Origin of the sequence: Pantoea cypripedii (assembly GCF_011395035.1) — a bacterium.
Lineage (GTDB): Bacteria > Pseudomonadota > Gammaproteobacteria > Enterobacterales > Enterobacteriaceae > Pantoea > Pantoea cypripedii_A.
This window is the reverse complement of sequence record NZ_CP024768.1, coordinates 2641186-2665180: the sequence shown is the minus strand read 5'-3', so window position 1 is coordinate 2665180 and position 23995 is coordinate 2641186. Positions and strand designations below refer to the sequence as shown.

The 23995-nt window shown below is 53.5% G+C and carries 18 protein-coding genes, 1 tRNA gene and 2 pseudogenes; 19 read left to right on the top strand and 2 right to left on the bottom strand.

The features are described from left to right. From tssF to CUN67_RS12295, 13 genes and pseudogenes are all read left to right on the top strand, one after another. A complete protein-coding gene (gene tssF / locus CUN67_RS12355; protein ID WP_208715627.1) occupies positions 1-1875 on the top strand; it encodes a type VI secretion system baseplate subunit TssF in 1875 nt (624 codons plus the stop codon). Next, positions 1872-2921 carry a type VI secretion system baseplate subunit TssG gene (gene tssG / locus CUN67_RS12350; RefSeq protein WP_208715625.1) on the top strand — a complete coding sequence of 350 codons (1050 nt, stop codon included), beginning with the start codon at positions 1872-1874 and terminating at the stop codon, positions 2919-2921. The genes tssF and tssG overlap by 4 nt, the downstream gene beginning before the upstream one ends. 54 nt (positions 2922-2975) lie before the next feature. Then, positions 2976-5579, top strand: a complete 2604-nt coding sequence (tssH, locus tag CUN67_RS12345) for a type VI secretion system ATPase TssH (RefSeq protein ID WP_208715624.1) — start codon at positions 2976-2978, stop codon at positions 5577-5579. Between the two features lie 29 nt (positions 5580-5608). After that, a complete protein-coding gene (locus CUN67_RS12340; RefSeq protein ID WP_208715623.1) occupies positions 5609-7075 on the top strand; it encodes a serine/threonine protein kinase in 1467 nt (488 codons plus the stop codon). 17 nt (positions 7076-7092) lie between these two features. Then, positions 7093-9615: a type VI secretion system Vgr family protein gene (locus tag CUN67_RS12335; protein ID WP_208715622.1), complete on the top strand. Its 2523-nt coding sequence runs from the start codon at positions 7093-7095 to the stop codon at positions 9613-9615. Positions 9616-9625: 10 nt separating this feature from the next. Continuing rightward, positions 9626-10399, top strand: a complete 774-nt coding sequence (locus CUN67_RS12330) for a hypothetical protein (protein WP_208715621.1) — start codon at positions 9626-9628, stop codon at positions 10397-10399. 18 nt (positions 10400-10417) lie between these two features. Then, entirely contained in the window at positions 10418-11128 is a 711-nt protein-coding gene (locus tag CUN67_RS12325; RefSeq protein ID WP_254711340.1) for a hypothetical protein, read from the top strand. 24 nt (positions 11129-11152) lie between these two features. Next, the gene (locus CUN67_RS12320; RefSeq protein ID WP_208715619.1) at positions 11153-11884 is read left to right on the top strand and encodes a lysozyme inhibitor LprI family protein; all 732 of its coding nucleotides are present in this window, start codon (positions 11153-11155) and stop codon (positions 11882-11884) included. 97 nt (positions 11885-11981) lie between these two features. Then, complete coding sequence (locus CUN67_RS12315) at positions 11982-12422, top strand: DcrB-related protein (RefSeq protein WP_208715617.1); 441 nt, start codon at positions 11982-11984, stop codon at positions 12420-12422. A 3-nt stretch (positions 12423-12425) separates the two neighbouring features. Further along, positions 12426-16802 (top strand): RHS repeat-associated core domain-containing protein, encoded by a 4377-nt coding sequence (locus tag CUN67_RS12310; RefSeq protein ID WP_208715616.1) that lies wholly within the window; start codon positions 12426-12428, stop codon positions 16800-16802. 14 nt (positions 16803-16816) lie between these two features. Continuing rightward, a complete protein-coding gene (locus tag CUN67_RS12305) occupies positions 16817-17086 on the top strand; it encodes a hypothetical protein (RefSeq protein ID WP_208715614.1) in 270 nt (89 codons plus the stop codon). Between the two features lie 329 nt (positions 17087-17415). Next, positions 17416-17877: pseudogene (locus CUN67_RS12300) on the top strand (hypothetical protein); the annotation flags it as partial. After that, complete coding sequence (locus CUN67_RS12295) at positions 17874-18263, top strand: hypothetical protein (RefSeq protein ID WP_208715612.1); 390 nt, start codon at positions 17874-17876, stop codon at positions 18261-18263. The pseudogene CUN67_RS12300 and the gene CUN67_RS12295, both read left to right, overlap by 4 nt. Here CUN67_RS12295 and CUN67_RS12290 read toward each other — a convergent pair. Then, positions 18237-18476 carry a SymE family type I addiction module toxin gene (locus CUN67_RS12290; RefSeq protein WP_208715610.1) on the bottom strand — a complete coding sequence of 80 codons (240 nt, stop codon included), beginning with the start codon at positions 18474-18476 and terminating at the stop codon, positions 18237-18239. The genes CUN67_RS12295 and CUN67_RS12290 overlap by 27 nt on opposite strands. 84 nt (positions 18477-18560) lie before the next feature. Here CUN67_RS12290 and CUN67_RS30770 point away from each other — a divergent pair. From CUN67_RS30770 to CUN67_RS12275, 4 genes and pseudogenes are all read left to right on the top strand, one after another. Continuing rightward, positions 18561-18825 (top strand): annotated as a pseudogene (locus tag CUN67_RS30770) (RHS repeat domain-containing protein); the annotation flags it as partial. Continuing rightward, the gene (locus CUN67_RS30675; protein WP_439332259.1) at positions 18755-18955 is read left to right on the top strand and encodes an HNH endonuclease signature motif containing protein; all 201 of its coding nucleotides are present in this window, start codon (positions 18755-18757) and stop codon (positions 18953-18955) included. The pseudogene CUN67_RS30770 and the gene CUN67_RS30675, both read left to right, overlap by 71 nt. Positions 18956-18963: 8 nt before the next feature. Next, positions 18964-19161 carry a hypothetical protein gene (locus CUN67_RS12280; protein WP_208715608.1) on the top strand — a complete coding sequence of 66 codons (198 nt, stop codon included), beginning with the start codon at positions 18964-18966 and terminating at the stop codon, positions 19159-19161. Positions 19162-19762: 601 nt separating this feature from the next. Then, positions 19763-20890, top strand: a complete 1128-nt coding sequence (locus CUN67_RS12275) for a hypothetical protein (RefSeq protein WP_208715606.1) — start codon at positions 19763-19765, stop codon at positions 20888-20890. A 62-nt stretch (positions 20891-20952) separates the two neighbouring features. Here the strand turns inward: CUN67_RS12275 and CUN67_RS12270 are convergent. Next, a tRNA-Asn gene (locus CUN67_RS12270) sits at positions 20953-21028 on the bottom strand. A gap of 507 nt (positions 21029-21535) precedes the next feature. Here CUN67_RS12270 and CUN67_RS12265 point away from each other — a divergent pair. Both CUN67_RS12265 and CUN67_RS12260 read left to right on the top strand, forming a co-directional pair. Then, a complete protein-coding gene (locus CUN67_RS12265) occupies positions 21536-22459 on the top strand; it encodes a sugar ABC transporter substrate-binding protein (protein ID WP_208715602.1) in 924 nt (307 codons plus the stop codon). Positions 22460-22492: 33 nt separating this feature from the next. After that, complete coding sequence (locus tag CUN67_RS12260) at positions 22493-23977, top strand: sugar ABC transporter ATP-binding protein (protein ID WP_208715600.1); 1485 nt, start codon at positions 22493-22495, stop codon at positions 23975-23977. Positions 23978-23995: the final 18 nt, after the last annotated feature.

Sequence of the window (23995 nt, the reverse complement as noted above, 5' to 3'; positions counted from 1 at the left end):
ATGGACAGTAAACTGCTCGACTACTACAACCGTGAACTTGCTTATCTGCGTGAGATGGGGGCGGAGTTTGCTGCTCATTATCCTAAGGTGGCGGGGCGACTTGGGATGCGCGGCATTGATGTCGCCGATCCTTATGTTGAGCGGTTGATGGAAGGCTTCGCATTTCTCACATCGCGCGTGCAGCTGAAAATGGATGCGGAGTTTCCTCGCTTCTCACAGCGGCTGCTGGAAATGATTGCACCGGGTTATCTGGCACCCACGCCTTCGATGGCGATAGCTCAGCTAACGCCGGATAGCCGCAAAGGGGATATCAGCAACGGTTTTCTGGTGCCACGCGGCACCATGATGGAGAGCCAGAGCCTGAAAAAATCTGGCGTCACCTGCAGCTATACCACTGCGCATGACGTTATGCTCCACCCCCTGCGTATCAGTGACGTGTCGCTGGGTGGGGTACCGGGTGATATCCCATTGGGTGAGCTGAAACTCAGTGGACGCGGTGCCAGCAGCGCGTTACGTGTGCGTATTGAGTGCGAGGGTGTTTCCTCTCTCAGCCAGCTGAAGCTCGATGATTTGATGCTGTATCTCAGCGGACCGGATATTCAGGCGCTGAAGTTACTGGAACTGCTGATGCAGCATCGTGTTGGCATCCTGCTGCAGTCGGTGGAGACGCAGCCGCAGCGTCAGGTGCTGGCAGAGAGTGCGTTGCAACAGCAGGGCTTTGCACCGGAACAGGCGCTGTTGCCGGATGATTTGCGCAACTTCGACGGCTATCGACTGTTGCAGGAATATTTTGCCTTCCCGGCACGTTTTCAGTTTATCAGCCTGCATCAGCTGGCGTTGTTTCTGTCGGGATGTCACAAAGCGCAGGCATTCGACATCATCATTTTGCTCGATAAAGCAGACCCTGAGCTGGAAAGTGTGGTGGATCGCAGCCATCTGGCGCTGCACTGCACGCCGGTGATTAACCTGTTTCCCAAAACGGCTGAACGCCTGAAGGTCAGCGACAGCCAGCATGAATATCATCTGGTGGTAGACAATATCCGCCCGCTGGATTACGAGGTGCACTCGGTGCAGCGGCTGTTTGCCACGGTGGATGGGCAACGCGAAGAACAGGTTTTCCGCCCGTTCTGGAGCACCTTCAGCCCGGATCAAGGCGACTATGGCGCGTATTTTTCCCTGCGTCGTGAGCAGCGCACCCTCTCGGAACATGCACAGCGTTACGGCACCCGCACGGGTTATATTGGTTCCGAAGTGTTTCTCTCGCTGGTAGATGAACACCACACGCCATGGCGTGATGACATGCGCTACTTCTCTGCGGAAGTGATGTGCACCAGCCGTGATTTACCGCTGATGTTGCTGCAACAGGAGCAGGGCAACTTCGTCATGCCAGATTCCATCCCGGTGAGCCAGCTGACGCTGTGCAAAGGGCCGACGCCACCGCGTCCGGCGCTGGCGGAAGGGCTGTCCTCCTGGCGATTGATAAGCCATCTGCAAATGAATTATCTCAGCCTGATGGATAGCGCTGACGGTGAAGGTGCTGCTGCATTGCGCCAGTTACTGAGCCTGTACGCGAATCTGGCTGAGGCACCGGTGGCCCGCCAGATTGAGGGCATCCGCCATTGCCGGCTGAAAGCGGTGCATCGTCGTGTTCCTGAGCCGGGTCCGGTGGTGTTCGCCCGTGGTGTGAGCATCGCGCTGGAGGTGGATGAGCAGGTGTTCTCCGGTGCCAGTCCGTGGTTATTTGGTAGCGTGCTGGAGCGCGTCTTCTCGCGGTTAGTGGCGCTTAACAGCTTTACCGAACTTACCCTGAGTAGCCAGCAACGGGGCGAAGTTGGCTACTGGCCGCCACGTATGGGCCAGAAGGCGCTGCTATGAGTGAGGTCGCACAAGTCATCCCGCTTCAGCGCGCCAGCCGCCTGCCTGATGATTTCTGGCAGGCGGTGATGGCTGCGCCCTGGCGCTATGATCTTTTCCAGCTGCTGCGCAGGCTGAATGCGCAGAGTGGCCAGCGTTATTCTCTCGGGCGTGCGCCACTGCCGAAATTTGAAGCCGTTCGTCTTGGCCAGACACCCTCGCTGGCGTTTGCCCCGGCGACGCTTGCTAAAGTCAGCGAGCGCGAAGAGGATGGCCGTCATGACGTCTCCATCTACAGTTTTGGCCTGTTTGGTCCGAATGGTCCGCTCCCGACGCATCTGACCGAGTATGTGCGTGATCGCATCGTTCACCATCAGGACCACAGCCTTTCAGCCTTTGCCGACCTGTTTCACCATCGCGCCACGCTGTTGTTTTATCGTGCCTGGGCCGATGCCCAGCCAACCGCATCACTCGATCGCGGCGATGATAAACGCTTTCAGGATTACCTGGCGTGTCTGGCAGGTATCGGTTTTCCGGCGCAGCAGCAGGCCAGTTCGCTGAGTCTGCATGCCCGGCTGATGCTGGTGGGGCATCTCAGCCGCCACGGACACGATGCAGAAGGTTTAGAACGTATTCTGCGCCTCTATTTTGGTGTGCCGGTGATGCTGGATCAGAACGTTCCACAATGGCTGACGCTGGACCACCGCGATCAGGCCCGCCTCGGTGCCGGGCGGCAAATGCCCCGTCTTGGCGAATCCGCCTTTCTTGGCGTCGCCGTCCGGGATGTTCAGCATCGTTTCCGTTTGCGCTTTGGCCCGCTTACTGCCGGGCAATATGCACATTTCCTGCCAGATGGAAAAGGGGCATGCGAGGTGCGCGATTGGGTGCGTCACTACCTCGGTATCGAAATGCAGTGGGATCTCAGCCTGATCCTGGCTGCTGCTGATGTTAAAGGTGTGACCTTAGGCGGCGAAGCCCGGCTGGGTTACACCAGCTGGCTGGGACAGCCCGACCAGCCTGTCGATCGCGAAGATTTCGTTTTTGAGGTTGAGGCAGCCTCGCGCTAGCCCAACCACTTTTCCCTGCCACATAGCCAGCTTCTTCATATTACAGGACCCGATATGTCTGAAATCAGCCGAGCCGTGTTATTCGGTAAACTGGATACGCTGTTATTTTCCTCGCTGGAAAGCGCCACCGCCTTTTGCAAGCTGCGTGGCAATCCGTATGTCGAGCTGGTGCACTGGCTGCACCAGCTGATGCAGCAGCAGGAGGGGGATTTACAGCAGATAATCAGCCACTTTTCACTGGATGAAAACGCGCTGACGCGGGATATCGTGGCGGCGCTGGATCGTCTGCCACGCGGCGCAAGTGCCGTCTCCGATCTCGCCGAACACATCGACAGCGCGGTGGAGCGCGCCTGGGTTTATGCCTCGCTAAAATATGGCGCCACACGCATCCGTGGCGGCCATTTGCTGATCGGTATGTTGAAAACGTTCAACCTCGCCAGCGTGCTGAAAGGCATTTCATCGCAGTTTGCGCGTATTAATGCCGACGTGCTGCTGGATCAGTTCGACACTTTGCTCAGCAACAGCAAGGAAGTACAGCAGGCGCTGACTCAGCCGGAGGTTTCAGCACCCGCTGCGACCGGTAACAGCACCCTGGCGCAGTACGCGCAGGACCTCACCGCCCGGGCGCGCAGTGGTGCTATCGATCCGGTGACGGGCCGTGATGAAGAGATCCGCCAGATGGTGGATATCCTGATGCGGCGTCGTCAGAACAACCCGTTGCTGACCGGAGAAGCAGGCGTAGGGAAAACAGCCGTGGTTGAGGGGTTGGCGCTGCGTATGGCGGCGGGGGACGTGCCTGCGCCGCTGCGTGATGTGCAGCTCTGGCTGCTGGATATCGGCATGCTTCAGGCTGGTGCCGGGATGAAAGGCGAGTTTGAGGCGCGACTCCAGGCGCTGATCAACGAAGTGCAATCCAGCCCAACGCCGATTGTGTTGTTTGTGGATGAGATCCACACCCTGGTCGGTGCAGGTGGTCAGCAGGGCACCGGTGACGCGGCAAACCTGTTAAAACCGGCGTTGGCCCGCGGGCAACTGCGTACCATCGGTGCGACCACCTGGGCCGAATATAAAAAATATATTGAGAAGGATCCCGCGCTGACCCGCCGTTTCCAGACGGTGCAGGTTCAGGAGCCGGATGAGGCGAAAGCCATCCAGATGCTGCGCAGCACCGTAAGTGCGCTGGAAAAACATCATCAGGTGTTGTTACTGGATGAAGCGGTGAGCGCGGCCGTTAAGCTGTCTCATCGTTATATCCCGGCCCGTCAGTTGCCGGACAAAGCCGTCGCGCTGCTGGATACCGCCTGCGCACGCGTGGCGGTCAGCCAGGGGGCACAGCCTGCCGCGCTGGAGGATTGCCTGCATCGGCTGGCGGCGCTCGATGTCGAAGCGGAAATTGCCGAGCGCGAGGCAAAAGTCGGTCTGGGTTCACCTGAGCGCTTACAGGAAATTGCGCTACTGCATGCTGAGCTGTCTGCCACCCGTGATGCACTCACGGCCCGCTGGCAGCAGGAGCGGGAGCTGGTTGATCAATTGATTGCCTTGCGGGCACGTTGTGTCAGCGAGGGGGAAGCCTCGTTGCGTGCTGAACTGGATGCCACTCAGCAGCAACTGCGCGCACTCCAGGGGGAAGAACCGCTATTGTTTGCGGCGGTGGATGCCAGCGTGGTCGCGGCCGTGGTCGCGGACTGGACCGGCATCCCGCTGGGTCGCATGGTGAAGAACGAAATCGACGCGGTACTCAATCTGGCCGATACCCTGAACCAGCGGGTGATCGGCCAGCGTCATGGTCTGGATCTGATCGCCCGACGGGTACGCACCTCGCGTGCACGGCTGGATAACCCGAATAAGCCGGTTGGCGTGTTTATGTTGTGCGGTCCGTCCGGGGTAGGGAAAACCGAAACCGCCCTGGCGCTGGCGGAGTCGCTGTATGGCGGTGAGCAGAACGTCATCACCATCAATATGAGTGAATTCCAGGAAGCGCACACCGTCTCCACCCTGAAGGGTGCACCTCCCGGCTATGTCGGTTACGGCGAAGGCGGTGTCCTGACCGAAGCGGTGCGCCGCCGTCCATACAGCGTCGTGCTACTGGATGAAATCGAAAAAGCCCATCCCGATGTACATGAATTATTTTTCCAGGTGTTCGACAAAGGCTGGATGGAAGATGGCGAAGGACGCCATATCGATTTTCGTAACACCATCATCATTCTGACTTCCAATGTCGGCACGCAACTGATCAGCGCGTTGTGCGCCGATCCGGAACTGCTGCCCGAGCCTGACACGCTGAGTAGCGCGCTGCGTAAACCGTTGCTGGAGGTGTTCCCTCCGGCGCTGCTGGGACGCTTACTGGTGGTGCCTTACTACCCGCTGAGCGATGCGATGCTGGCGGAGATCGTTCGCTTGCAGCTGACGCGCATTGTGCGCCGTCTGGCTGAGAACCACGGCATTGAAGCGGACATTGAGGACTCGGTTGTCAGCCAGATCGTGCAGCGCTGCACTGAAGTGGAGTCCGGTGGCCGCATGGTCGATGCCATTCTCACCAATACCCTGTTGCCACAAATGAGCCAGATGTTGCTCAGTGCCCATGCCCGTGATGAACGCTATCGCCGGGTACAGGTGCGCTGTGAGCAGGGCGAGTTTGTTTGCCAGTTTGATGTCTAAAGCCGTTCGTTATCAGAGAGTTTTCGTCTATGTCGGAACACGATAATCACCTCAATGTACCCAATGCCTTGCCGCTGGGTTACCGATTCAATGAGTTTGAAATTAAAGAAGTCATCGGTGGCGGCGGCTTTGGCATTGTCTATCGCGCCAGGGATCATCAGCTGGAGCGTGACATCGCGATTAAAGAATTCATGCCTGCCTCGCTGGCGGTGCGCAGCGAGGGGCTGAATCTGGTGCTGCGCAGCGAACGCTTTAGCAAAACGTTCGCGGCGGGTTTGAACAGTTTTATCCAGGAAGCACGGCTGCTGGCGCGTTTCAATCATCCTAACCTGCTGCATGTGCTGCGCTTCTGGGTGCAAAACGACACCGCCTATATGGGCACGGTGTTTTACAGCGGTACCACGCTCTCCATCGCGCGTGCGCGCAATCCGCAACAGATTGATGAGGCATGGATCCGTCGTCTGCTGCCACCTCTGCTGGGGGCGATTAAAACCATTCATGATGCGGGTTATCTGCATCGTGATATTTCGCTGGATAACATCCAGATCCAGAGCAACGGCGAACCGGTACTGCTGGATTTTGGTTCGGCACGTAAGACCATTAGTAACCTGTCCGACGAAAGCGAAACCATGCTGCGTCCGGGCTATGCGCCGATTGAACAGTACAGTGACAACGATGAAAGCGAACAGGGGGCATGGACGGATATCTATGCTCTCGGCGCGGTGCTGCATACGTTGATCACGGGTGCACCGCCGCCGGTAAGCGTGGTGCGTAGCATTGAAGATAACTACCAGCCGCTGGCGCAGTGTCGCCCGGCTGGCTATTCCCCGGCGCTGCTCAATGCTATCGATGCGGCTCTGGCGCTGAAAGCGGAAGATCGTCCGCAAAGTATCGACGCCTTTGCCGCACTGATGGCATTGCCAGAAAGCGCCACTGAGACGCCGCTCGCAGTGAAAGTCAGCGGGCCTGGCACCATGCTGGTACCGGTTGAAGAGGTGGAGGAAGAAGCGGTTCCCCTTTCACCGGTTAAAGCCTTGCTGCGTCATCGTTTCGCCCTGCCGGGATTAGTGGCGGCAGGCGTGGTGCTGGGATTATGTGTTGGCCTGCTGGTGGCCGGTGGTGGGGATGATGATATGCAGGCTCAGTCACAGCCTCAGGCGGAGTCTCCTGCCGCCACCGCTGCCAGCGCTGCCAGCGCGGCACCTGCTGTTCAGCAGCAACCTTCTGCCCCAACAGAACCACAAACAGCGCAACGTGAAACTCCGCCTGCACCGCCGCCAGCACCGGTGGCGCAGGTGTACATCAGGCTACAACCGGGTGAACAGGTGCAGGTCAATGGTAAGCAACAGGCGTTGGTACCGGCTGTCAATGGCTTCGCCGCACTGCAACTTGCACCGGGCCATTACACCTTCTCGATTCACGGCCAGCATGGCGCACGTGAACAGACGCTGACCATCGGTGATGAAGGCGTCTGGCTGCTCGATCCTCATAGCTAACTACAAGGGATTTGCTTATGTTTTCACGCATAACCGTTCAGCTGCCCATGGAGGGCTTGCTGTTCTGGAAACTCAAGGGGTCTGAAGCCCTCTCGGAATCATTTGTCCTGGACGCGGAGCTGCTTTCCACCGATGCGCGCATCGATCGTCAGTCTCTGCTGGGCAAACCGATCACCTTTACGCTACCGACTGAGCATCTGCTGAGTCCGCGTTATATCAACGGTAAGATCACCCGCGTGGCGGTACGCAATGAGGAGCTGAACGGCACTCGCTACGCGGTCTATGCGCTCAAAGTGGAGCCGGACCTGTGGCCGATGAGGCGCGACCGTAACCTGCGTATCTTCCAGAGCCAGACGGTGCCGCAGATTGTGCAGACGCTGCTGAAGGAGTACAGCGTCAATGTGGAATCGCGACTCAGCAGCAGCTACCGGGTCTGGGATTATTGTGTGCAGTACCAGGAAAGCAGCTATGACTTCATCAGCCGTCTGATGGAGCTGGAAGGCATTTACTACTGGTTCCGCCACGAAGCCGACAAACACACCCTGGTGCTGTGCGATGCGGCAGATCAGCATCAACCTTTCTCCGGCTATGAAACGATCCCTTATCACGTTGCGCCGTCAGGCGGCAGCGTGACGGAAGAGGGCATCAGCCAGTGGTCGCTTGAGGAGAGCGTGACGCCGGGAATGTACAGCACCGACGATTATGACTTCCGCAAACCGAATGCGTGGATGTTGCAGGCGCGCCAGAATCCGGTGGCACCGAGCCCCGGTTCCGTGGATGTTTATGACTGGCCGGGGCACTTTGTTGATCACAGCCACGGCGAGTTTTACACCCGCATCCGCCAGGAAGTGTGGGAAGTGGAGCACCACAGCGTCAGCGGCGTGGGGACGGCGACGGGTATCGCCCCGGGCTACACCTTCGGGCTGCTCAATGCGCCGCATTTCAGCGACAACGGTAAATATCTGACAGTCACAGCGGAATACGATTTCGAGGAAAACAGCTACGCGAGTGGTGACGTGACGACCACGCACAACATCCGTTTTACCGTGCTCCCGGCGTCAATCACCTGGCGTACACCGCCACGAACGCCGTGGCCGAAAACGCACGGCCCACAGACGGCGAAAGTGGTGGGACCAAAAGGTGAATCGATCTGGACCGATCGCTATGGCCGGGTGAAGGTGAAGTTCCATTGGGATCGTCTGGCAAAAGGCGATGATACCAGCTCGTGCTGGGTACGCGTCTCCAGTGCCTGGGCAGGCCAGGGATTCGGTGGCGTGCAGATCCCGCGCGTGGGCGACGAAGTGGTGGTGGATTTTATCAACGGCGATCCGGATCGCCCGCTGATCATTGGCCGCGTGTATAACGAGGCGAGCATGCCTCCCTGGGCGCTGCCTGCGGCGGCCACCCAGATGGGGTTCCTCAGCCGGACCAAAGACGGCACAGCAGACACCGCCAATGCGCTGCGTTTTGAGGACAAGGCGGGCGAGGAGCAGTTGTGGATCCAGGCGCAGAAGAATATGGATACCAACGTCAAGAATGACGCCACCCATACTGTTGCCAATAATCACAGCCACTATGTCGGCGTTAATGAGCTATATCGGGTTGAAACCAACCGTGTGCACGGCGTTAAAGGCGGTGAAGAACTGCTGACCGGCAAAGGAAAAATTGATGCCGCAGTGGAAACTTATGTGCTGGGGTCGGGCACAAAATTGCGGCTGGAGTGCGGTGAAAGCGCGATAGAACTGAACGCCAATGGGCAGATCAATATTGTTGGTAAAGGCTTTAATATTTTTGTTCAGGGCGACGGGAATATCACCACTTCTGGCGGCAAACTGAACCTGAACACCGCAGGCGCACAACCGGGTACGGGCGCACCGGGAAGCAGCCATAAGCAGAACATTACGGAGGCGGTGACGAATCTATTCCCGGCAAAAAAGGAGGGTGAGGCAGGGGTAAAGCAACTGGCTCAGAAAACAAATAAAAAACAGCTCGATGAGAGAATTATCAGGTCAATAATGAAGTCAGAGGGTGTCTACCACGTCCAGGGAGGTAGGCCTGAGGCCTATGGTTTCAGGAAAGGTAATGGCCATGCTTATGAGGATATCATGGCTGCACGTGCTAAATATGGTGTTGGTAGTAATGAAGAGTTTGTTATAGTTTCAAAGTATATGAGGAGAAAGGCATTAGAAGCGGGTGCACTCCATTTTCCTGATCTTGGAAAACAAGCTGCGATTATGTCGATGGTACATTTGCGAGGTTCTGGTGGTGCTCAGGCGATCTTGAATTCAATGCAAAGTGGTGAGATTGTTGAGTCTGCGAGGTTAAAACCTGAAGCCATTGATTATTTGAACAAAATGTCACCAGAGGATTTTCAGACTAACTTAATTGATGCCCGTAATGCTTACGATGATGTTGTTTATGGCAATTCCCCAACAACCGTCAAAGGCGTGAAAATGACGTGGTCAGAAGCATACAGGAAAGGTTTAAATGCTCGTTATATCAGAGAGTCAAAAGAATTTTTGAAATATTCACATGAGTAAGGCGAAAGTAATGATTAAGGGAATTTTCAAAGCGGTAGTTTTAGCTTTATTAATGATGTCTTGTTACGCATGGTCTGCTGACTTCAATAATCTGAGGAATTATCAAACTTCGGACTCAGTAGTGAATATTTTTGATGATTCAAATATCAATAACGCAGTCAAAGTGTTGACGGGAAATGAGTATAATAGTTTTATCGCTAACTTTCAGGCTTTTGGCGATCCCAAGGTGCTCAAAGATGGGGGGCTGTTTATTGAAGGATGGTTACCCCATCTGAGACTAGAGAATGCATCTGCTTTTGTCATTGAGCCAGATGGTAAACTATATGCAGCTTGGCTAAATCCTGATAATAATTACATTCACTATATCACTAACGATCATGCCAAGAATAAGATTCAGGAAAATATACAGCAGTGGTCATTTCGATTTGAGGGGGTAAATTTCAACCACAAGCCCTCTGGGAATATAATTAAGCAAAAAATACCTGATGTTAGTTACTTTAATACTAAAAATTACTCCGCAAAGATCACTCTTCTATGTTCAGATCGTAGCATAATTTGCACTAAGGCTCTCCTTAAGATCACATATAAACCTGATAATTCATCTCATTCAGTGTTAGGTGTTATTAATAATCAGGATTGCCATAAGTCTGATTGTCCTGCAGAAAGTTTGACATTTGAAAACAAAAACACAAATACACGTTATTTCTTCTCATTGGAAGACAATGATCTACTTGTTTCCACTGTGGGTAAATCAGATGTTTATGAGAAAGGAAAGTGGCAATAATCTTTAGGTGTAATAATCATGGTGTTTCGATTAGCCACGTTGTTAATATCGTTGCTTCCCTTTTTCTGCTGTGCCTCAGACATGTTTTCTGGGCATTGGAGTGGAGCAGACAGCAATGATGACGGTACCCCATACTCGACGTTAACACTAAAAATCCATCAGTCTGGCAACAGGATCAGCGGCCAGTATTGCTTTATTACGCAAAACGGGAATCGTATTGATTGCCCGACTGACGATGAAGAAAATCTGCATGGTGTTATCAAAGATAATAAAGCCAGAGTAACTTTTGACTCGTCTTTTGGCGGAAAGGGTGGTGTCGCACAGCTACTTTTACACGGCAATAAACTCTCCTGGCACTTAAAAAATGAGCCGCAACAAGGGAATTTTTATGCTCCTGATGTATATGAACTCACCAGACAAAATGATAAGGAGATCAAATTACAAAAAATAAAGGTTATGTCAACAAAAGACTTTACAGTCACTTTAGTGAGCACTTGCGGCGATTTTAATAAATCTTGTCAGGATGTGGAATATTACGGTTTAAGAAATAAAGACCAAAGTCAGATCTCCCTTAAAGGTCATACGGTTGAAGATGACAATTCCACGGTGGCGAAAGGGATGCTTTTTAAAAATGGCAACATTGAATATTTAATAAATTTTGATCCATTAAAGTTGAAAGTTTCGCAAGGAGCCAGGGTCCTGGTGGAGCAGGATGGACGTTGGGAGTAAGGCAATTCACATAAGGACGAGTAAATGAAACTGGATAACTATCTATTATTTTTGGGTATTTTTATATCTCTATCCCTCCATTCGGCAGAGGCTCGTGAAGGGAACTTTTCTCCAGCTTTCAAAAAGTGCATGTCCAATTCGAACGGGATTACCGTTGCGATGCGCGATTGTTATAACGATGAAATAATCAAACAAGATGCGCGACTAAATAAAAACTACAAAACCTTTTTAGCATCACAGGATAGTGATACCAAAAAAGCCTTTGTGGAAGCGCAGCGGTTATGGTTGAAGTACCGCGATGCAAACTGTAATGCATTGATGGCCACTGAAGCGGGTGGCACGCTGGCATTATTGGTCGGTGAGAGTTGTAATCTGAAAATGACTGCTCAAAGAGCGGATGAATTAGAAATACCTGCACCTTTCAGCGGGGTCTGGCGAGGGGAGCGTGGGGAAGATACATCTTTATCCCTGATCCTCAAACAGACAGGCAGCAAGATTACGGGGACCTACTGTTATATGGATGGTGCCAATCAGATTGACTGCCCCGGGATTGGTGAAGCGCTTCCCTTGCACGGGCAAGTAAAGGGTTCTACGGCCATTGTGAGGTTTCCCTCTACAATCGATGAACCGGACAAACGCAAAGCCAGAATCACGTTAAAAAAAGACGGAAAACTTTCCTGGGAATTGCTGGAAGACCCCGATTGTTGTTTTTCTCCTACACCGCATTCTTTTGAAACGTTGGATCGCACAGGCTAAGAATCAATCAAATTTCCAGAAGCACCCCGCAGCGAAAAAATATGGCGATCCCTTCGCCTCTACACCCCGATTTAAACCTCCAGAACGGATGACCAACATGCACTACCAATTCAACGAGGGCGCGTTTTCCCTGTTTCCGGCTGCCTGGCAGGATACCACCATGAATATCCTGCGTGATGAGGCCAGTGGCCTTGCGCTGATTGTCAGCCGTGGTCCGATCCCGGAAGGAAGCGACTTTGAACAGGAGTTCCAGCATCAATGGGATGCGCTGCGCAAGCAGATGGGGGACATCCATCAGAGCACCTTTGCGCATGTCACCGCGGGTGCAGACCATGCCCTGCACGCCATCGAAGTTGAAACCGCTTATGAACGCAATGGTCAGGCGCTATGGCAAAAGCAGCTGGCCGCCGAAGTACCTGGAACCCGCACCCTGATGGTTTTTACCCTCTCCGCCCTTCGTCCTTTTAGTGAAGAGGACACCGGACGCTGGAACGCATTCCGGCAGAGCCTGACGTTACATAACCCACGGAAAGCATAAGGCATGGATAACCGCGCAGCCCGGCAGGGCGATGAGATCATTCACTCCAGCATCCTGGCGGATATCACCAGCATCGTCGCGGAGGGCGTGACCTATGCCGCAATGGGGGCGATTGTCGCGGGTGCGGCTACCTTTGCCGGGCCGGTCCTCGGTATCGGCGCACTGACGGCGCTCGGCAGCAGCTGTCTGCTGAGCGGGATTGTGGCGGGGGTGGCCGCCAATGCCACCGGTCTGAGCAGCAAAATCAGTGCGGGTGCAGACGAAATCGGCAACTTTCTGTTCCCGCCGTCCCCGTCCGGGGTGATTATCAGCGGCTCTGAGGATGTGATTATCAACGGCCTCGCTGCTGCGCGGGCCGCCGGTACCCTGACGTCCGCCGATACGCCCGCGCCTGAACCCCAGACGCCCGCCAGCTTCGCCGATTACGGCGGTATGCTGCTGGCGGCGGCCGAGCAGTTCGGCAGCGCCATGTGGCAGCCTGGCGTGGCATCGGCCGCGGCGGGTACCTCACCGCTGATGCAGGACAAAGTGTTATGTGAAAAGCACAGCGGCCCGCAGTTTCTGGCGGAAGGTTCCAAAAGCGTCTTTATCAACGGCCAGCCAGCCGTGCGGGCCAAAGATCGCACCACCTGCGAAGCCACCATCAGTGATGATGTCTCACCCGATGTGATCATCGGCGGGGAAACGCTGACGGTGCGCGATATTAAAAGCGGCAAACAACCCGGCCTGGCGCTGGCGATGATCGCGCTTTCGCTAATCCGCGGTCGTCCGTCGCAGATCCTGAAAAATATGCCCTGTGCCCTGGCGATGGCCGGGGGCGGTATGCTGGCGGACATGGCGATCAACGCCGTGTTCTCCTCACTTCATCCGGTGCACGCCGCCACGGGCGTTAAAGTCCTGAACGACGACGCCGAGCGCGACTTTGTCCTGCCGGGACGCTTTCCGCTGCGCTGGCAGCGCAGTTACAACAGCCTGACGCAGCGGGCAGGGCTGTTCGGCACCGGCTGGGCCACGGTGTTCGACAGCTACCTGACGCTGGACGGTGAGCAGGCCACCTGGTTTGACGACAATGGCCGCGAGCTGACATTTACCCTGCCCGGTGAGCAGGAGGTGTTTTACAGCATCAGCGAAGGGCTGATGATCCGCCGGAATGCTCAGGGATATATTGCCATCGCCGACGATGACGGTGCCGTCTGGCGGTTGTACCGGCCGACGGCGGCAGATCCACAACTGCTGCGGCTGGTTTCGCTCAGTGACGAGTACGGCAATATGCTCGAAACGGGCTGGGACGAGCTGGGCCGTCTGGTACGTATCCATGATGAACCGCTGGCGATTGATGTTGCGCTTCATTATGACGATCCGCGCCATCCGCAGCGGGTCACCTCGGCTCATCACTTTGATGGTGAGCGGCACTGGCCGCTGATGCACTGGACATATGATACATCGGGGCAGCTGGCGGACGTCACCGATGCGGCGGGCGTGGTCACCCGTCGCTTCCGCTACAACGCAGACGGCCTGATGGTGTGGCATCAGCTGGCGGGTGGGGCGGAGAGCGAATATCGCTGGGAAATGTTTGACCACTGGCGTGTGGTGGAGAACCGCACCAGCAGCGGCGACGGCTGCCACATGCATTACGATCTGGCCGCCGGGATCACGCGTGTCTCAACCTATGACGGGCAGCAGCGTGAACACCACTGGAATGCACAGGGCCTGATTACCTGCTTTATCGATGAGCGCGGCGAAAAATGGCGCTATGAATGGAATGAACACGAGCTGCTGGCGCGGCGTATCGACCCGCTCGGCCATGCGGTGAGCTTTACCTATGATGAATCCGGCAACCGCGTAGAGGAACAGGACGCAGACGGTGGCGCACAGGCGGTGCAATGGCTGCCGCATCGTGCGCTGCCGGTCGCGGTCACCGCACCGGGCGGCAGCGTAACGCAGTATTTTTACGACAGCCACCACGGGCTGGAACGGGTGGTGGATGCGCTGGGGCAGAGCACGTTTTACCGGCGTGATGAATACGGGCTGGTGACGGAGGAGCAGGACGCAGCGGGAAATATTTACCACCGTGGCTATAACGATGCCGGGCAGGTGATCCGCGAGACCGACTGTTCCGGACGTACCACGCGTTACCGCTACCATGCGCGGGGCTGGCTGAGCGTTGTCATCACCCCGGACGGTGAAGAGACACGTTATGAATACGATGCCGCCGGTCGTCCGCAGCGGCTGGAACGTGCGGAAGGCTGGGAAGAGAACCTGAGCTGGAACGGGGAAGGATTACCCGTTGCCTGGCACGCCGCTGACGGCCAGCGCAGCCTGTTTCGCTATGATAACCAGGGCCGCCTGATCGCCACGCGCAACGCGCAGGGCGAGGAAGTGCAGCGCAGCTGGGACAGCCGCAGCCGCATGACGGCGCTGACCAATGAGAACGGCGAAAGCTACCGTTTTGAGTGGGGGGCGGACTCGCTGCTGCTGGCTGAGGTCGGCCTGGACGGCGTGGCGACGCGTTATGAGTACGATGCGGCGGGGCAGATGCGCTCGCGCACGTTTGCCGCCGGGCACCCGGCCGCCATTACGCACCGGTTCAGCTGGAGCCCGGCGGGTCAGCTGCTGGATCGCACCACCCCGGAAGGGCAGACGCGCTACCGCTACACGCCGGAGGGGCAGCTGTCCCGCATCACCCGGCATCTGCCGCTGTCGGACACGGCGTGGAGCCGTCAGGCGGAGCAGGAAATCACCTTCCGCTACGATGCGCTGGGCCGGGTAACGGACGAACAGGGCGGACAGGGCCGTCTGGCGTGGCAGTATGATGCGCTGGGGAACTGCACCGCGCTGACGCTGCCGGACGGACGCCAGCTGAAGCAGCTGTACTACGGCAGCGGCCATCTGCTGAGCATCGCGCTGGACAGCCTGACGGTAAGCGAATTCACCCGCGACACGCTGCACCGGGAGCTGAGCCGCAGCCAGGGCGGGCTGACGACACGTACTGAGTACGATCGTCTGGGTCGTCTGGTGAAAAAGGATGTGTTCAACGGCGATGCGCAGCGTCCGGCACCACGCTGCTGGTCGCGTCACCGCGATTTTGACTACCGCAATAACCTTATCCGCGAAGAGCGGGACGACAACCCGTTCAGCCAGACGTTGTGGCAGTACGACAGCGCGGGCCGCCTGCTGTCGCAGGAGGGCGTCCAGCCGGGGAATGGCCAGTGGCGCTGGGACGCGGCGGGGAATCCGCTGGAGCGCCATGCCGGTGCAGTGTCACACAACCGGGTGACGCAGCTGAACGGCATCCGCTGGCAGTATGATGTGCATGGTCGCACCACGGAGAAGGACAACGGGCAGGTCCGCTGGCGCTACCGTTATGACGGTGAACATCGTCTGACGGAGGTGCTGAGCGAACCGCACGACCGCAATCGGCCGTCGGTGCGGGTGAGTTTTCAGTATGACCCGCTGGGCCGCCGCATCAGTAAAACGCGACAGCCGCTGGTGCAGGGCAGGCCGGGCGGGAAGGCGGTGACCACGCGCTTTGTCTGGGAAGGGTTCCGCCTGTTGCAGGAGATTCAGGATGACGTGCCGCTGACGTATGTATACAGCGGGACACAGAGTTTTGAGCCGCTGGCGCGTATCGATGGCGTGGACAGCCCGGAACTGTTCTGGTTCCACTGCGCGGCAAACGGCATGCCGGAGCGGCTGACGGACCGCGAAGGCCGCATCAGCTGGGAAGGGGTGAACGGCGCATGGGGCAAACTGCTGCGTGAGTCGAACCTTCAGACGCCCGGTTTTGCGCAGAACCTGCGGATGCAGGGCCAGTACCTGGACCGGGAAACGGGACTGCACTACAATCTGTTCCGGTACTACGATCCGGACAGCGGACGGTTTACGCAGCAGGACCCGATAGGGCTGGCGGGGGGGCTGAACCTTTACGCTTATGCGCCGAATGCGTTCAGTTGGATCGATCCGTGGGGGCTTAGCAAATGTAGTCTAAAGGGCAAATATAAAGAAATAGATAAAGCTAATTTACCTGGTTGGATAAAAGATTCTTTTAAAAATGGAGAGTATAAAACTGTATTGACCACCGAAGATGTAACCTTATATCGTGTGTTTGGTGGTAATGCTAAAATAGACGGCTCATTTGTTAGTACATCTCCAGCGCTGAATAAAATACAGGCAAAAATAGATTCAGCACTTTTGCCTGAATGGAAAAATACAAGGCAGTTTGAGGCTACCATAAAAGTTCCTAAAGGAACGGTTCTTCAAATTGGGAAGGTTGAAAAGCAAACTATGATGTCCGGCACAGTTCTTGATGGTGGAGCTGACCAGATATTATTACCACAGGGCTATCCTACTAGTTGGATAAGTGATGTGAGATTTTTATAGTTGAGATTTAAAATATGGATAAAAATGAAATTTTGATCGAAATTGATAAAGTATTTGATTATATTGAAAATATTATGAAGAGTGAAAATAAAGGAGCCTTAAAAGCATTACTTGATGATCTTAAAAGATTAAAAAATAAAGTTATGGATGATAGTCTTGTTAATAATCCATTAAAAGGTTTTCCTCGTCGCTATGCTGAGATGTACAATGATTATCTTCACCCAATAACTAATGTTCTGGATAAGATGGAAAAATATGTCGATATCTATTTAGACACAAATTAATATTTTTTTTAAAGCCGGAGGCGATTCTTGTGATCGCTTCCGGCTTTTTATTTTAACCGCCAGCCGTCAGGGTAAGACAACACTCCTCCACCCGGACGGTAACCGCCTGGCCGGTCTCATCCCCCCGCCTCAGCCAGCCACTTCCCCGCGATGCTCAACTGCGTAGTGCTGCGGTCACGGCGGGGCGGAAGCGTGCGCGGGGCATAAGTGCGCGTCGGGGTGTGCGTGTTAACGGGCGGCAGAACGCGGGAAAAGCTGCCTGTAAAAAAGAAAACACATCAGCAGGTTAACGCCGCTAAAAAGCATGACGATGTCGGAATCGTCCCTATGACCCGATAGGGCTGGCGGGGGGGGGGATAAACCTTTACGCTTATGTGCCGAACCCATTAAACTGGATTGATCCGCTAGGGTTAAGTCCCTGCAAGCCAACAAAAGGATTACCTGATGCAGAACCCGGACAATATAATTACAGAGGGATACATAAGGGGCATCCTGAATGGGATAATGCTTTGAGAGGGAAAGTAGTTCCAGGCAATATAAATTCTAAGCTCTCAGCAGATGAGCATAATCTTGGTGGTTTCTCTGCAAATAGCCCTTACACTTCCTGGACAGATGATCCAAATATTGCGAGAAGATTCGCAGGTGAAGATGGTGTTATCTTAAGAGTCAAGACAGGTGCACCTAATGCAGGCGATACTTGGTCATGGGATATATCCATTGATGATTATTTTGAAAGAGAAATATTACTAAAAGGCATTCGTAGCAATGGTGTGGAGGTGTTCTTACCATGAAACATTCTAACGATATATCTTTATTAAAAAAATTCACTCCTAATGAGATAAAGAGTGAAGTGTTTTCTTCGGAGATTACCTTTTTTAAATATTATCAAAGAAATAAATCCGAAGAGCTTCGTGAGCTAATAATTCATATTGATAATGCTAATTATTCAGGGTTGTTTATTAATGGTGGTGATTCATCTGTTCGTATCTTGACGGAATTTACAGGTGAAACCATTGGTATTCTGGCAGGAAGGAATAGTGTTTATTTTTTTAAGTTGTATATAAATGAAAATGTGGGGGAGCTTATTTCCTTTATATTAATTAAGCGAAAAAAGCGTACAGAAGAAGAATTACAATTAATGGCAAAGAAATTAGGAGTCAAAGAGATACCACACTAATGCTAAAAAGCCGTCGGTGGTCAGGATAAGACAACTCGCCTCCACCCGGACGGTAACCGCCTGGCCGGTCTCAAACCCTGCCTCGGCCAGCCACTTCCCCGCGATGCTCACCTGCGGTGTGCTGCGGTCACCGCCCTTTGGGCGGTAGCCCACAATGCAGCGCCGTTCCGTTTTGGAAATCTTTCCTTCTGGCTTGCCATCGTATCCAGCCATGATAATTACCTCGTTTAGTTGTTGTAGTGAGCTGTGTCAGGAGGTTGCCGCCTTCTGATACTGTGCGCTTCAAGCTAGGCGCTCTGGCAGTATGACCCGCTGGGCCGCCGCATCAGTAAAACGCGGCAGCCGCTGGTGCAGGGCAGGCCGGGCGGGAAGGCGGTGACCACGCGCTTCGTCTGGGAAGGGTTCCGCCTGTTGCAGGAGATTCAGGATGACGGACCGCGAAGGCCGCATCAGCTGGGAAGGGGTGAACGGCGCGTGGGGCAAACTGCTGCGTGAGTCGAATCTTCAGACGCCCGGTTTTGCGCAGAACCTGCGGATGCAGGGCCAGTACCTGGACCGGGAACAATAGATCATATGTCCTTCATCATCGAACACCAATTCAGCATGGTGGTGGTGTCTATGATGTTGATAATATTTTAATTGTCACTCCGAAATATCACCTTGATGTATTGGATCGGGCTTATCATTTTTGAGGCTGAATATGCAAAGAAAAGATCTTATAGAGTTAATTGAAAAAATCCAGCGTGGTGAAGGCACAGAAGAAGAAGCGGATAATAATATTGACTTTCTTTGTAGAAGCGTTGCAGATCCTCAGGCTGCAAATTATATCTTCCAGGAAGATCTTAGTGCTGAGGAAATAGCTGACAAAATACTGGACTATAAACCTATCCAGTTATAAAAAATGAAGCCGGAAGCGATCTGAATGATCCTTCCGGCTTTTTTTTCAACATGGATAAATATCATTATCCAGCATTTAAAAATTAACGTTCTCAAGGCTAACACCAATCGGTTACAGCAGAGGCTAACTGCTTATAATATTGATGTTTTTGATTCCCTGTATTTCTTCTTCTGTTTTTTTTCAGAAAATTATCCGAAATAAGAGGTGGTTCTGGCAGCAATGATAATGATAGCTTCCGAACTTCCACACAGGAAAACCCCTCTATCAACCCTGTATCATCATACTGTAGATGTAAGTTATTATAAAGACTAACATATTCCTCAGAAGCTGAGATTTTCAGGGAAATAAGCTTCACGCAGAGTAAATCTGGAATAATCAATCATATGCAAGGATGGTTAAGATGATAGCAGATAAATATATTTCCCTGGGCGCAGTGTTGATTTCAATTGCTTCGGTCCCTGTGCAGGCCGTTAACGTTCTAAATAATAATGCTTCATTAATTACCCGTGTGCCTGGAACAAGCGCTGATAGTAAACCACAGCAGCGAATATTTAACATTGACGACGCTCTGCTCAAGGCTGAGAACGTTTATTCCATTGATATGCACCCTGAGGAACCCCTGACGTTCAGTAAGGCACAGGCGGTACAAAGCCTGACGGTGAATTTCAGAACCCAGTCGCAGATTGAGAAAGTTGTTAAAGCCACACAGCTGAGGTTAATCCTGCCTGAAGGCGTGGTACGGCAGGGAGATATCCAGATCCGCTGTTCACAGCACGCGGATTGCAAATCTGACATCGATAATACCTGGACAGGTAAAGAGGGGCATCAGCTGATTCTGCTGGCGCTGGATTTGCAGCCAGGTGAAAGCTACAGCCTGGCCGTACCGGTGACGCTGGAAAAAAGCCTGCCTCCGGCGTTTGCTTCTGTTGAAGCGTTTATCGGGCAGTCGGCAAGCGTGCAGGCGGATTCACCGGACCGGATTGTTGCACCGGACAGCGTAACGGGTACGAAAAAAGCGATAAAAGTTGAAACACGGGTGAGGGTCCACGCGCTGAACGCTGAGGCGCAAAAGATAAAGGAGGAGAAGATATTTACCGCTCAGGTTGTCGTTGAAGGAATGGAATCAACCGACAAACTCAGTCTGACGGACGGCACCCATAGCTGGCCGATGACGTTACAGACGGAGTGTCATGTGAAAGCTGCCAGCTGTTTTACCGCCGACCTACCTATTCCCACCAATCCTTTTAACTTCAGCCTGACGGCGGTGGTGATTGCACAGAATGAAGAGATAAACCGCACGCAGCTGGTTACCCCCCTGAAAGAGGATTCCACCGGGCCTTTTGACTTTATTATGCAGTGTGAGGAGCCTGCTGAAGCGGCCAGCGGATGTACTCTGTCCTGGGGGGAGGAAACACGTCTAGCCCCGATACCTTACCTTGCTGATAATAGCTGGTTAACGCTGAGCAAAATTTATCAACATGGCAGGATAGCTGCCGGGACTTATCAGGACATCAATGACCTGATTAAAGACAATGGGCCGCTAATGCTGATTTATAAAAACGTGGGTCCTTCAGGCTGGAGACCGCTACAGATGTTTGAAAACAGCAACAAAGCACCGGAATTAAACAGAGAACAGATGGATACCGGCGACAAAGATGTACAAGGTCTCATCACCCCCGGCGACATACTGCCGCGCTATGGCACTCTGTATTTCTCTTATTCCGAATGACCTAACCCGCGCCGTAACAGGCAAAAAAAAAGCAGCCTTTGCAGGCTGCTTTTCTTCGAATTTGGCTCCTCTGACTGGACTCGAACCAGTGACATACGGATTAACAGTCCGCCGTTCTACCGACTGAACTACAGAGGAATCGTTGGAACGAGGCGCATATTAGCGATGCCGATCCCCGTTGTCAAAGCCCTCCTGCACACTTTTGGTTTAAGTGCGCGGAAAAGCAGCGGATTGCTGTTTTTCTGCCTTGAATGATCACAATTCAAACTGCCAGCAAGATCTCACTTTAAACGCAATTCCTCGCAGATGTTAGATGCGTGTCAAAGTTTTGTTATTTGCCGATTTTAAAACAACCGTTTCAGTGCTTTTATGATGAAAATTTCAAATGACGTTAAGATGGAATAAATGAACTGCTTATCATCACGGGTGGAACAACTTTTATAACCCGAAACGCCGTTTTGAAAATAACTTGTTGAAAAGGAACAAGTTGCAATAAGGAGTCGTTGTAAGCCGATAACGTTAAACCAGAAGTCTTATCTCTACAACCAGATAAAAAACGCCAGCGACGTTGAATGAATGTAAAAGAATTTTTTCATTCGCGGTATCAGCCAACCGGCGCACATTAACGATAAAGAAGGGTTACCCATGAACATCAAAAAAGCGTTAGTGACTTCCCTGTTAGTTTGCATGTTACCCGCCGCAGCCATGGCAAAAGATCTTCAGGTTGGCGTCTCTATGGCATTGTTTGACGACAACTTCCTGACGATTCTGCGTACATCAATGCAGAAAGAGATGCAAAAAGACAGCATCCAGGGTCAGGTTGAAGATGCAAAAGGTGACGTAGCACAACAGCTGCAACAGGTGCAGAACTTTATTGGTCAGGGTGTGGACGCCATCATCGTTAACCCGGTGGATACCAATGCGGTGAAACCGATCATCGATGCCGCCAGCAAAGCAGGTATTCCGTTGGTGTTTGTTAACCGTAAACCAGCAGGTGAGCTGACCGATAAGATGGCCTTCGTCGGCTCCGACTCTGAACTGGCCGGTCGTCTGCAAATGGAAGCGCTGGCAAAAGCGATGGGTGAAAAAGGTAACGTCGCCATTCTGCTGGGTGACCTGGCGAATGAATCCACACGTGAACGCACCAAAGGTGTTGAAGCGGTAGTGGCGAAATACCCGAACATCAAAGTGGTACAGAAGCAAACGGCAAAATTCACGCGTAATGATGCGGTTGACGTCGTGAGCAACTGGCTGACGGCGGGCGATGACATCCAGGCTATCGCCTCCAACAACGACGAAATGGCGATCGGTGCCTTACAGGCGCTTGGCAAAAACCCGAATCACATCCTGGTCGCCGGGGTGGATGGCACGCCTGATGCGCTGCAAATGATTAAGAACGGCAAGATGGTAGCCAGTGTGTTCCAGGATGCGAAAGGTCAGGGTGAAGGCGCGGTACAAACGGCCGTCAAACTGGTCAAGGGTGAGAAAGTGCAAAAAGTGGTTGATATCCCGTTCCAGCTGATCACCAAAGACAACTACACCAAATTCGCCAGTCTGAACCAGAAATAAACCGATCCCGACAAAGCCGTACGGAGGTGATGTATGACCGCTTTTGCGCTTGAAGCCGAAGGCATCAGCAAGTTCTTCCCTGGAGTGAAGGCACTCGACAATGTCTCACTGCGCGTTAAACCGGGGTCGGTACATGCCCTGATGGGCGAAAATGGCGCGGGCAAATCCACTTTAATGAAATGCCTTATCGGGATGTATCGTCCCGATAAGGGCACCATCCGCATTAAAGGGGAGCCAGTGCAGTTTCAGGACACCATGGATGCCCTGCGTTCCGGGATCTCCATGATTCACCAGGAGCTGAATCTGGTGCCTCATATGACCGTGGCTGAGAACATCTGGCTCGGTCGCGAACCGATGAAATACGGCTTTGTTGACCACGGCCAGCTCAACCAGCAGACGCAACAGCTGCTGAACAAACTGAATATCCGCCTGAAAGCCGACCGGATGGTCGGTGAACTGAGCATCGCGGCCCAGCAGATGGTGGAAATTGCCAAAGCGGTGTCGTGGAACTCCGACATCGTGATTATGGACGAACCGACTTCCGCACTGACGGAAACGGAAGTTTCACACCTGTTTACCATCATTCGCGACCTGCGTGAGCAGGGCAAAGCCATCATCTATATCAGCCACAAAATGGATGAAATCTTTTCCATCACCGACGAGATCAGCATTTTCCGCGACGGTGCCTGGGTGGGCAGCAACAGCACCACAGAGTTTACCCGTCAGTCGCTGATTACCCAGATGGTGGGACGCGAACTGACCCAGCTGTTCCCGAAATTCAACAATGCGATTGGCGAAGATGTGTTGACGGTGCGCAACCTCAACAGCAAAGGCCGCTTTAAAGATGTCAGCTTCACGCTGCGTAAAGGGGAAATCCTCGGCGTTGCCGGGCTGGTGGGTGCCGGTCGCAGTGAAGTGATGGAAAGCCTGTTTGGCATGGAGAGCTTTGACAGTGGCGAAGTGCTGATTGACGGCGTGCCGGTGAAAATCGATTCACCTTCCACGGCGATTGAGAAAGGCATGGCGTTCCTGACGGAAGACCGTAAAAAATCGGGACTGTTTCTGGTGCTGTCGGTGCTGGAGAACATGAGCATCGTCAACATGCCGGATTACATCGGCAAAAGCGGTTTTGTCAGCCATATGAAGATGGCGCAGGACTGCATGGAGCAGATCCGCAAGCTGAACATCAAAACGCCGACCATGGACCAAATCATCAATAACCTCAGCGGCGGTAACCAGCAGAAGGTGCTGATTGCCCGCTGGTTGCTGGCTCAACCGAAAATTCTCATCCTTGATGAACCGACGCGTGGTATCGACGTGGGTGCCAAAGCGGAGATTTATCGTTTGATCAGCGAGCTGGCGAACCGTGGCGTGGCCATCATTATGGTGTCCTCGGAACTGCCGGAGATTCTCGGCATGAGTGACCGTGTGATGGTAATGCACGCAGGGCGTATAACCGGCATCCTCAATAAAGAAGAGGCCGACCAGGAAACCATTTTGTCGCTGGCATCTGAGTAAGGCGTGAGGCAACTATGA

Excerpts from the sequence above, each read along its gene's own strand:
- tssF (WP_208715627.1), top strand. The coding sequence starts at position 1 with ATGGACAGTAAACTGCTCGACTACTACAACCGTGAACTTGCTTATCTG.
- tssG (WP_208715625.1), top strand. The coding sequence starts at position 1,872 with ATGAGTGAGGTCGCACAAGTCATCCCGCTTCAGCGCGCCAGCCGCCTG.
- tssH (WP_208715624.1), top strand. The coding sequence starts at position 2,976 with ATGTCTGAAATCAGCCGAGCCGTGTTATTCGGTAAACTGGATACGCTG.
- CUN67_RS12340 (WP_208715623.1), top strand. The coding sequence starts at position 5,609 with ATGTCGGAACACGATAATCACCTCAATGTACCCAATGCCTTGCCGCTG.
- CUN67_RS12335 (WP_208715622.1), top strand. The coding sequence starts at position 7,093 with ATGTTTTCACGCATAACCGTTCAGCTGCCCATGGAGGGCTTGCTGTTC.
- CUN67_RS12330 (WP_208715621.1), top strand. The coding sequence starts at position 9,626 with ATGATTAAGGGAATTTTCAAAGCGGTAGTTTTAGCTTTATTAATGATG.
- CUN67_RS12325 (WP_254711340.1), top strand. The coding sequence starts at position 10,418 with ATGGTGTTTCGATTAGCCACGTTGTTAATATCGTTGCTTCCCTTTTTC.
- CUN67_RS12320 (WP_208715619.1), top strand. The coding sequence starts at position 11,153 with ATGAAACTGGATAACTATCTATTATTTTTGGGTATTTTTATATCTCTA.
- CUN67_RS12315 (WP_208715617.1), top strand. The coding sequence starts at position 11,982 with ATGCACTACCAATTCAACGAGGGCGCGTTTTCCCTGTTTCCGGCTGCC.
- CUN67_RS12310 (WP_208715616.1), top strand. The coding sequence starts at position 12,426 with ATGGATAACCGCGCAGCCCGGCAGGGCGATGAGATCATTCACTCCAGC.
- CUN67_RS12305 (WP_208715614.1), top strand. The coding sequence starts at position 16,817 with ATGGATAAAAATGAAATTTTGATCGAAATTGATAAAGTATTTGATTAT.
- CUN67_RS12295 (WP_208715612.1), top strand. The coding sequence starts at position 17,874 with ATGAAACATTCTAACGATATATCTTTATTAAAAAAATTCACTCCTAAT.
- CUN67_RS12290 (WP_208715610.1), bottom strand. The coding sequence starts at position 18,476 with ATGGCTGGATACGATGGCAAGCCAGAAGGAAAGATTTCCAAAACGGAA.
- CUN67_RS12280 (WP_208715608.1), top strand. The coding sequence starts at position 18,964 with ATGCAAAGAAAAGATCTTATAGAGTTAATTGAAAAAATCCAGCGTGGT.
- CUN67_RS12275 (WP_208715606.1), top strand. The coding sequence starts at position 19,763 with ATGCACCCTGAGGAACCCCTGACGTTCAGTAAGGCACAGGCGGTACAA.
- CUN67_RS12265 (WP_208715602.1), top strand. The coding sequence starts at position 21,536 with ATGAACATCAAAAAAGCGTTAGTGACTTCCCTGTTAGTTTGCATGTTA.
- CUN67_RS12260 (WP_208715600.1), top strand. The coding sequence starts at position 22,493 with ATGACCGCTTTTGCGCTTGAAGCCGAAGGCATCAGCAAGTTCTTCCCT.